This is a genomic window from Mucilaginibacter sp. P5_A6, from assembly GCF_056400585.1.
Genome location: NZ_JBFUKZ010000094.1, coordinates 1 through 564 on the forward strand (window position 1 = coordinate 1; position 564 = coordinate 564).

At 36.2% G+C, this 564-nt stretch carries 1 protein-coding gene; it reads left to right on the forward strand.

All coding sequences use genetic code 11. The features are described 5' to 3' along the window. Positions 1-269: 269 nt before the first annotated feature. Positions 270-564, forward strand: a 295-nt coding sequence (locus tag AC1DO4_RS27890; RefSeq protein ID WP_477421063.1) for a family 43 glycosylhydrolase, incomplete at its 3' end; no start/stop codon positions are given.

The following is a 564-nucleotide window of genomic DNA, read 5'->3' on the forward strand; positions in this document are numbered from 1 at the left end:
AAGCCGGCGAATTTGTTCTTCAATTAGGTAATTCATCACGCAATATTTCAAAAACAGTAAAAATCCTGGTTAAATAAATTCATTTCAGAAGCAGTGTGAAGTTTATGGAAAATCTGTGAACCGGACTTCCGAATACCGATAAACTCAGAAATGATTTTCAATGCAAATGCCCCCAGTTGGTTTTATTAAATAAGTGTAATAAACACAATAAATGATATTGACTTTCATGATGAAAAAGTTATTACCAGGAAAAAAAAACAAATATCAATATGAGAAATAAGATTTACAGGTTATGGATGACGGCTTTAATTATCACGCTTATAGCGCCGTGTTTATACGCACAAAAAGCCACTAATCCCATTATTTATGCAGATGTACCAGACATATCAATAGAACGTGTAGGCAATAGCTATTACATGAGCAGCACAACGATGCACATGAGTCCCGGTGTACCTATTATGAAGTCGGACGACCTGGTGACCTGGAAGATGGTGGGTTATGCATATGACACCTTAGCAAATGTTGATGCAACAAATCTCACAAATGGCAAAAACATGTATGGGG